The 8421-nt window shown below is 67.2% G+C and carries 5 protein-coding genes; 1 reads left to right on the top strand and 4 read right to left on the bottom strand.

Annotated elements, in window-relative coordinates; all coding sequences use genetic code 11:
• The 4 genes from LJE63_03515 to LJE63_03500 all read right to left on the bottom strand — a co-directional run.
• The coding region (locus tag LJE63_03515) for an SIMPL domain-containing protein (GenBank protein MCG6905671.1) at positions 1-698 on the bottom strand (698 nt) is incomplete at its 3' end.
• The gene (locus LJE63_03510) at positions 695-2599 is read right to left on the bottom strand and encodes a thioredoxin family protein (protein ID MCG6905670.1); all 1905 of its coding nucleotides are present in this window, start codon (positions 2597-2599) and stop codon (positions 695-697) included. The genes LJE63_03510 and LJE63_03515, both read right to left, overlap by 4 nt.
• 170 nt (positions 2600-2769) lie before the next feature.
• Positions 2770-4701: an NAD(P)/FAD-dependent oxidoreductase gene (locus LJE63_03505; GenBank protein MCG6905669.1), complete on the bottom strand. Its 1932-nt coding sequence runs from the start codon at positions 4699-4701 to the stop codon at positions 2770-2772.
• A gap of 154 nt (positions 4702-4855) precedes the next feature.
• The gene (locus tag LJE63_03500) at positions 4856-5320 is read right to left on the bottom strand and encodes a CBS domain-containing protein (protein ID MCG6905668.1); all 465 of its coding nucleotides are present in this window, start codon (positions 5318-5320) and stop codon (positions 4856-4858) included.
• A 330-nt stretch (positions 5321-5650) separates the two neighbouring features.
• On the opposite strand from LJE63_03500, the gene LJE63_03495 reads away from it, so the two are divergent.
• Positions 5651-8421 (top strand): FAD-dependent oxidoreductase (locus tag LJE63_03495; GenBank protein ID MCG6905667.1); only part of this gene is annotated, 2771 nt, incomplete at its 3' end.

The following is an 8421-nucleotide window of genomic DNA, read 5'->3' as shown; positions in this document are numbered from 1 at the left end:
TCGGCGTGGGCGGTGACCTTGATCTCCTTCTGGCGGCTGCTGGTGTTGTAGACCCCGGCGCCCGAGACCTCGGTGGAGTAAGGCTCGGTGATTTGAAAGACCCCGGCGCGGATCCCCACCAGCCGCCCCAGGCGCAGGTCCGTGTTTTTCAACAGCTCCTCGGCCCTTTCGCGGGCATTGACGGCCGCATCGGAGAGCAGGGTCTTTTTGAGGCTGTCCACCTGGGAGTAGAAATACTGCAGCTCCGAGTTTTGGATCAGGATGCCCTGCTCCAGCAGGCCGGCCGGGTCGAAGGCCAGCGCTTCAACGGTTGCCAGCCTGTCGCTGATGACGAAGACGGCCTGCTGCAGGGTGTAGCCGGTGGGCTGGCCGTTGCGGTCGTAAATCGGGAAAGTGCCCGGTGGGTGCGGGTGAACTGCCTCTTCGGCAAGCCCTTTTTGCGCCAGCAGCGCCTGCAGGCCCTCCAGGCTCTGGCGCAGCCGGCGCTGGCCGGCGATCACGGCGTCCACGGTGGCGGTGGTCTGCAGGGTCAGGCGCCATTTCACCCGGTCGGCGGTGAAGGCGCGGGTGGCCATCCCCACCACCTGGACTTTTCTGGGGGCCTGGCGGCTGTGGTGGAAAAAAAGACCGAACACCGTGGCGGCCAGCAGCAGGCCGACAGCCAGGACGATGCTGGGCAGCAGAAGGCGGTTGTTCATTTGCCGTCTCCTTTTTGGGCGCGCGCCAGCGCCTCGATAAGCTGCTGGGCGGTGTAGAAATCACTGCGCAGGACCTCCCGGCCGTCCGCGCCGTAAACGATCAAAAGCGGAATGGTCAGGGCGCCGCTGGCCTTCAGCAGGGCCTTGCCGGCCGGGTTGGTGCCGGTGAGATCCACCTTGATCGGCGTGACATCCCCGGCCGCAAGGCGCCGGGTCACATCCGCCCGGCTCAGCACCCCCTGCTCCAGGGCCTTGCAGTTGAGGCACCACTCGGCGGTAAAGAGCAGCACCACGCTCTGCCCGTTTTGACGGGCCGTTGAAAAGGCCTCCGGGCTGTAGGCCACCCACTCGATGGATCCGCCGCGGGTCAACCGCAACCCGCCCCAAACCGCCAGCAGGACCACCAGCACGCCCAGGGTGCCGAAAAAGGTCCGGTCGCGGATCTTGCGGGTGATGCCCAGGGTGCGCACCGCCAGCCAGAGCCCGGCCGCGGCCGTAAACCCCATCACCGCCCACCAGTAGCCCCGGGAAGGGGAAGCCGGCGGGCTTGCCAGCAGGACCGAGAGGCCCGATCCGACGAAATAGGCCGCCGCCGCCAGCATCAACAGCGCCATGACCTCCTTGATCAGTTCGCTGGCCGGCCCGGTGCGGGGCATGCGGCGCACCAGGGCCGGGGCGGCGGCCAGCACCAGGTAGGGCAGGGCCATGCCGGCACCGATGGCGGCGAAGGTCGCCAGGGTCGTAGGCGGTGGCTGGGTGGCGGCCCAGGCGGCAGCGGCCCCCATGAAGGGCGCCGTGCACGGGGTGGACAGAACCGCCGCCAGGATGCCCAGCCCGAAAGAGCCCGCCAGGGTTTCCTGGGCGGGGTTGAAGCGGTAGACGAAGGCGGGCAGCCGCAGGTGAAAAAAGCCGCCCATGCCCACGGCCATCAGGGCGATGAAAAGGCCGACGCTGATGGTGAAGGCCGGGTACTGGAACAGCTGGTTGGTGGCGCTGAAGCCGCTGACCGTGGCCACCAGGGCGCCCAGCAAAAGCCAGAAGGCCACCACCCCGGCGCCCATCGCAAGGCCCAGGGCCAGGGAACGGCGCCGGTTGCCGGCCAGGCTGGCCAGGGACATGATCTTGATGGGAATCAGGGGCAGCACGCAGGGGGTGAAGTTGAGCAGCGCCCCGCCCAAGGCCGCGGTTGCCAGAAGCACCGCCACTCCCAGCCAGGCCGAGGCGTCGATGCTGAAGGCCAAACCGAAGAGATCGAAGCGCACCGCCTGGGGCGCCGCAAGGGCGCGGGCGTCGTCGAAGGCGGCGAACAGTGCCGGTTCCTGAAGGGTCAGCGGCGATCCGGCCGGGCGCACGGGCAGCGTCAGCGCCAGCGGCACCTTGCGGGGCAGCAGGCAGGTCTGGGCGTCGCAGGCCTGATAGGTCACCAGGAGATCCAGGGGGTGGTCGCCGGGGCTGGCCTGCGGGTTGACCATAACGGGCAGGTAAACCACCACCTGCCCCTCAAAGAACATCAGGGGGTCGTCGCTGAACGCCAATTTGAGGGCGCGGGCGGGGGGGAAATGGGGGGCCTCAACGCCCAGCGCCGCGTCTGCATCGGTCACCTCAACACGGGTGGGCAGGGGTTTAAAGCCCGGCGGCACCACCAGCTGGGCGGCATCGGCGTTGATATGGTAGCCCTCGGCAACCTCGAGCACCACCGCCAGCATGGCCCGGCCGCCCGGGTGGGCCCCGTCCGTCGACCACACCGCGCGCAGCGTGACCACCTCCTGCGGGGGCGGCGCTGCCATGAAAGACGCACCGGCGCCGGCGGCGGCAAGCAGCAGCAGGACCGCCGCCAGCAAGGCGCGAAACCGGCGGCCTGTGGCGGCGCTGGGCGAAAGATATCCGGGGGTTGCGGCCATACTGCGGAGCCTTTGGGGCGGTGGCGGCGCCAGGCGGGCGGGCACCCGCCTTCTGAGAACTGATCCCCTGACGCCGGCGGCCGGCCGAGGAGGGGTTTTGCAAAAGGCGAGGGGGCGGAAAAACCTCCGTCCCCTCGCAGGCTTCCAAGAGGTTTTGGATCGGGGCCGGCTCAGATCTCGCGGCCGATCTCCTCTCCCTCGCTTAAGCAGTGCATCAAGGTGCGCGGATTTTTGGCATCCCCCACCACGTGCAGCGCGATGCCGCGCTGCTTGAGGTGCGCGGCCGCCTCGCGGATGGGGGTCATACGCTCGGAGAGGACCACCGTGTCGAAGCCCTCCAGACGGTGGCTGTCACCGGCGCTCTTGAATTCCACCCCGTCGGCCAGGAAGCGCTGGATGGAAACCCGCTTGTACAACCGCACCCCGTCGCGTTTGAGGCGCTCGCGCAGGTAGAAGCGGTCGTTGCTGGACATTTCCTCCGCAAAATGCGGCCGCCGGTTGAGAACCGCCACCTCCTTGCCCTTTTCGGCCAGGAAGTCGGCCAGCACCAGGCCAGCCTGGCCGCCGCCCAAAACGATCACCCGGTCGCCTGCCAGGCTGCGGCCCTCCAGCACGTCAACGACGGTGGTGAGCGTCATCCGGGTCTGGATGAGGCCCGTGATCACGGGCATCTCGGGCAGGCTGCCGCTGGCCAGAACGGCGACCTCGGGCTGCAGGGCGGCGAGGGTGGCGTCGTCCAGATCGGCATTGAGACGGATTTCCACCTTGAGGCGGTCCAGCTCGCGCTGCAGAAAATCCACGATATCCCACACCTCCCCGCGGCCCGGCGGGATCGCGGCCAGGCGGGCGACCCCGCCGATCCTGCCCCGCTGCTCCACCACCGTGACCGTGTGGCCGCGCAGGGCCGCCATGCGGGCTGCAGCCAGACCGGCCGGGCCGGCACCGACCACCAGGACCCGTTTGGGGGTTTCGGCCGGCTGGAGGGCCCCCAGCTGGTATTCGCGGCCCACATCCGGGTTGACCACGCAGCCCCCCGGCTCCAGGGCCAGGACAGCGTGGATGCAGCCCACGCAGCAGCCGATGCAGGGTCGGATCTCGCTCAGCCGCCCCGCCTGGGCCTTGGCGGCGATCTCCGGGTCGGCCAGCTGGGAGCGGCCCATGGCCACCATGTCGGCTCGGCCCTCGCGGATGATGCGGTCGGCCATCTCGGGGCTTTTGATGCGGCCAACGGCCACCACCGGAATCTTGACCACCTGCTTGACCGCCTCGGCCAGGTGCACGAAGCAGCCGTGGGGAACGTACATCGAGGGGATCGTGAGCTCGGTTGAGCCGTAGACTCCGGCCGAGACGTGGAGGTAGGCGGCGCCTTCGGCTTCCAGCAGGCGGGCCAGTTCCAGGGCCTCGGGCAGGTGCCAGCCGTCCTGGATGTAGTCCTCGCCGTTGATCCGCACCCCCACCGGGAAGTCCGTGCCGGCCTTGGCCTTGATGTCGCGGAAAAGCGAGAGCATGAAGCGCGTGCGGTTTTCGAAGGACCCCCCAAAAGCATCGGTGCGCCGGTTGGCGTTGGGGGACATGAACTGGTTGATGAGGTAGCCGTGGGCGGCGTGGATCTCGACGAAATCGAACCCGCCCTCCCGGCAGCGCCGGGCCGAATCCCCGAAGGCGGCCACCATCTCGTCGATTTCCGGCAGGCTCAACTCCCGGGGCACCCCCTTGACCACCGCCGGGGCGGGCAGCGGGGAGGGCGCCACCTTGTTGTCGTGGTAGGACTGCCGCCCGCCGTGCATCAGCTGCATGCCGAAGCAGGCCCCGTGGGGCCGGACGGTGTCGGTCATCCGCCGCAGGCCGGGGATGCAGCCGTCGTCCCAGAGGGTCGGCAGGCGCGGAAGCTCCAGCCCCGTCGGGTGAACGGCGCCGCCGCCCACCAGCATCAGGCCGGTGCCGCCGCGGGCGCGGGCGACGAAGTACTCGGTCAGTTGGTCGGTGACGCGGCCGGCGTCATCCACCCCGAAGTTGATGCTCATGGCCGGCATCATCAGGCGGTTGCGGGCGGTCAGGGCCCCGATCTGGATGGGGGCGAAGAGGTGTTTGAGGGTGGTCATGGGGTTCCCTTTTCAATTGGGCGGTGTCGGACGGCGCGCCGGGCGCGCGGGTGGGCCAAACGGGGGCAAGCTACCAAATTTCAGTTTCGATTGCAATTTCCTTGTTCGCCGCCGCCATCCGCCCGGAGAACCCCGCGGGGTGGCATCTTCCGCCTTATTTCGGCGGCTTCCAGCGCCACTCCTCGTAGTACTCCCAGCTCACCATGGATTGGAGGGACTTGAGCTCCTCGGTTTTTTCCTGGATCGCGGCCTTCATCACGTCCCCTGAAGAGAGCAGACCGATGAAGTGCCCGTCCTCTTCGATCAGGAGGTGGTTGACCCGCAGGCCGAGGAACTTGTCCATCATCTCGTAGGCCGTTGCCGTGTGAAGGGCCGTTTTGAGATGGGTCTGCATGTACTTGGCGATCGGGTCGCTTTGGGGGTCGAAGTCCGGCAACAGGATGTTGCGCATCAGGTCCCGGGAGGTCCAGATGCCGATGGGGGCCTCGCCGTCAAGGACCACGATGGCCCCCACCTTGTGTTCGGCCATGCGTCGAAGGGTCTCACTGACCGTCGTTTCGGGGGGGACCCCGATGATCCCGCCGCCTTTTTCGGATAGAATCTTTTGCGCTGTTGTCATGGGGCCTCCTTTTAAACTCTATGCCTTTTCCAATATACTGCCTGTGTCGCCGCTGTCGACCCCTCGCCTTCGCCGAATTCTACGCCACTGTCCAGGGGAAGGGGCAATCTGCCCGCTTTTGCGCAACGGTCGTTTACTCGGGTCAGCTGATTTGCTTGTTTGGTCGCGTGAACCCCGGGGCTTGACAGCACCCTGCACAACCTGCTTTTAAGAGTTGCGCTTTGCCGGCTTTAGGGGTAAGAGAATGAGGGTTTGCGGCCGTGCGGCGGGCCTGTCTTTTCCGCCGGCGGCCTGTGGCCGTGCTATCCAAGGCTTCAAGGAGTGAAGACGATGAGCGACAAGACGACGGTTTCACCGAAGGACGCAATCGGCTCGGTGATGGTGGTGGGCGGCGGCATCGCCGGGGTGCAGGCGGCGCTGGATCTGGCCGATTCGGGCTATTTCGTCCATCTGGTGGAAAAGACCTCGGCCATCGGCGGGGCCATGTCGGCCCTGGACAAGACCTTTCCCACCGATGACTGCGCCATGTGAATTCTCTCACCCAAACTGGTCGAGGTCGGCCGGCATAAGAATATCGAGATTCTCACCATGGCGGATGTGGTCGACGTGGCGGGCCAGGCGGGCCGCTTCGCGGTCAAGGTCTTCCAGCGCGCCCGCTACATCGACATGGACAAGTGCATCGCCTGCGGGACCTGCGCCGAGAAATGTCCGCGCAAGGTGCCCGACGAGTACAACTCCGGTCTTTCCAAGCGCAAGGCGGCCTACGTCCAGTTTCCCCAGGCGGTGCCGCTCAAATACGTGATCGACAAGGACCACTGCATCTACTTCGAAAAGGGCAAGTGCCGCGCCTGCGAAAAGTTCTGCCCCACCGACGCGGTCAACTTCGACGAGCAGGACCGCGAGTTGACTCTCGAGGTCGGCGCCGTCGTGCTGGCGGCCGGAACCGAGCACTACGACCCCAAAACCTACGACATCTACGGCTACGGCGCCTCGGCGAACGTCGTGACCGCCATGGAGTTTGAGCGCATCCTCTCCTCCGGGGGGCCGTTTGAAGGCCATCTGGTGCGCCCCTCGGACCACCGGGAACCGCGGCGGATCGCCTGGATCCAGTGCGTCGGTTCGCGCGACCCCCATCACTGCGGCAACGGCTACTGCTCCTCGGTGTGCTGCATGTACGCCATCAAGGAGGCGGCCCTGGCCAAGGAGCACGCGGGGGCCGATCTGGACGCCGCCATCTTCTTCATGGACATGCGCACCCCCGGCAAGGAGTTCGAGAAGTACTACAACCGCGCCCGGGACGAGAAGGGCGTGCGCTTTATCCGCTCACGGCCCCACAAGGTGGAGCCGCTTGCCGATTCGGGCAACCTGATGGTCCACTTCACCACCGCCGAAGGGCGCGTGCTGCAGGAGGAGTTCGACCTGGTGGTGCTCTCCATCGGGCTCCAGACCTCGCCGGAGACCGTGGCGCTGGCCGAGCGGCTGAAGGTCGAACTCAACTCCGACCGCTTCGCCCAGACCTCGCCTTTCCGCCCGGTGGAGACTTCGCGGCCCGGTATTTTCGTCTGCGGCGCCTTCCAGGGGCCCAAGGACATCCCGGTCTCGGTCATGGAGGCCTCGGCCGCGGCTGCCGAATGCGGCGAGCTCTTGGCCGCCGTGCGCGGCACGCGGGTCAAGCCGGTGGCGGCGCCGGTTGAGCAGGACCTGTCGGCCGAGGAGCCGCGCATCGGGGTTTTCGTTTGCAACTGCGGCACCAATATCGGTGCGGTGGTGGCGGTGCCCGAGGTGGCCGCCTACGCCCGCAAGCTGCCGCAGGTGGCCTATGTCGAGGAAAATCTCTTCACCTGCTCCCAGGACACCCAGGACAAGATGAAGGAGGTGATCCGCGAGCACCGCCTCAACCGCATCGTGGTCGCGGCCTGCTCGCCGCGCACCCACGAAGCGCTCTTCCAGCAGACCATCAAGGAGGCCGGCCTCAACAAGTACCTCTTCGAGATGGCCAACATCCGCAACCAGGACTCGTGGGTCCACCAGGCGAACCCCGCGGCGGCCACCCGCAAGGCCAAGGACCTGGTGCGCATGGCGGTTGCCAAGGTCGGCCTGCAGCAGCCCCTGGCCGAGCTTCAACTGGGGGTCTCCAAAAGCGCCCTGGTGGTGGGGGGCGGCATCGCCGGCATGGAAGCCGCCCTGTCGCTGGCCGAGCGCGGCTACCCGGCGACCCTTGTGGAAAAGGGGCCCGCTCTGGGCGGCCACGGCCTGGAACTGCACGCGGCCTGGGACGGCCAGCCGGTGGCGCCCTACCTGAATGAGTTGATCGCAAAGGTTCAAAACCACCGCGAGATCGAGGTTTTGGTCAACGCCGAGGTCCAGGAGGTGCAGGGGTTCGTGGGCAACTTCCGGACAACGGTGCAGGCCGGCGGCAACACCCGCGAGGTGGCCCACGGCGCCGCGATCATCGCCGTCGGCGGGCGCTCCCTGGAGCCTTTGGAGTACGGCCGCGGCCAGAGCGACCGCGTCTTCGTCAACCTGGAGCTGGACCGCGCCATCACCGGCCGGGACCCCCGCGTGACCGGGGCCGGCAGCGCCGCCTTCATCCAGTGCGTGGGCTCGCGCGAGCCCGACCGTCCCTACTGCAGCCGCGTCTGCTGCAGCCACTCCATCGAAAACGCCCTGCGTTTGAAGGCGCTCAACCCCGGGATGGACGTTTTCATCCTCTATCGCGACATCCGGACCTTCGGCTCACGGGAAAATCTCTATCGTGAGGCCCGCGCCAAGGGCGTGGTCTTCATCCAGTTCTCCCTGGAGCAGAAACCGGTGGTGACGGTCACCGAGGGCGGCGGGCTGCGGATCACGGTGCAGGACCCGGTCCTGCAACACCCGCTGGTGATCGCCCCCGACATTTTGACCCTGGCGAGCGCCGTGGTCTCCCACGACACCGATTCCCTGGCCAAGCAGTTCAAGGTTCCCATTAACGCCGAGGGCTTCTTTCTGGAGGCCCACATGAAGCTGCGGCCGGTGGATTTCGCCACCGACGGGGTCTTCGTGGCCGGCCTGGCCCACTACCCCAAACCGGTGGAGGAGTGCATCGCCCAGGCCAAGGCCGC

The organism is Desulfobacteraceae bacterium, assembly GCA_022340425.1.
GTDB lineage: Bacteria > Desulfobacterota > Desulfobacteria > Desulfobacterales > JAABRJ01 > JAABRJ01.
The sequence above is the reverse complement of the archived record's forward strand: the minus strand, read 5'-3'. Positions and strand labels throughout refer to the sequence as shown.

What these genes read in the sequence shown, in the direction of transcription:
- LJE63_03505 (MCG6905669.1), bottom strand. Translation starts at nt 4,701, where the DNA reads ATGACCACCCTCAAACACCTCTTCGCCCCCATCCAGATCGGGGCCCTG.
- LJE63_03500 (MCG6905668.1), bottom strand. Translation starts at nt 5,320, where the DNA reads ATGACAACAGCGCAAAAGATTCTATCCGAAAAAGGCGGCGGGATCATC.
- LJE63_03510 (MCG6905670.1), bottom strand. Translation starts at nt 2,599, where the DNA reads ATGGCCGCAACCCCCGGATATCTTTCGCCCAGCGCCGCCACAGGCCGC.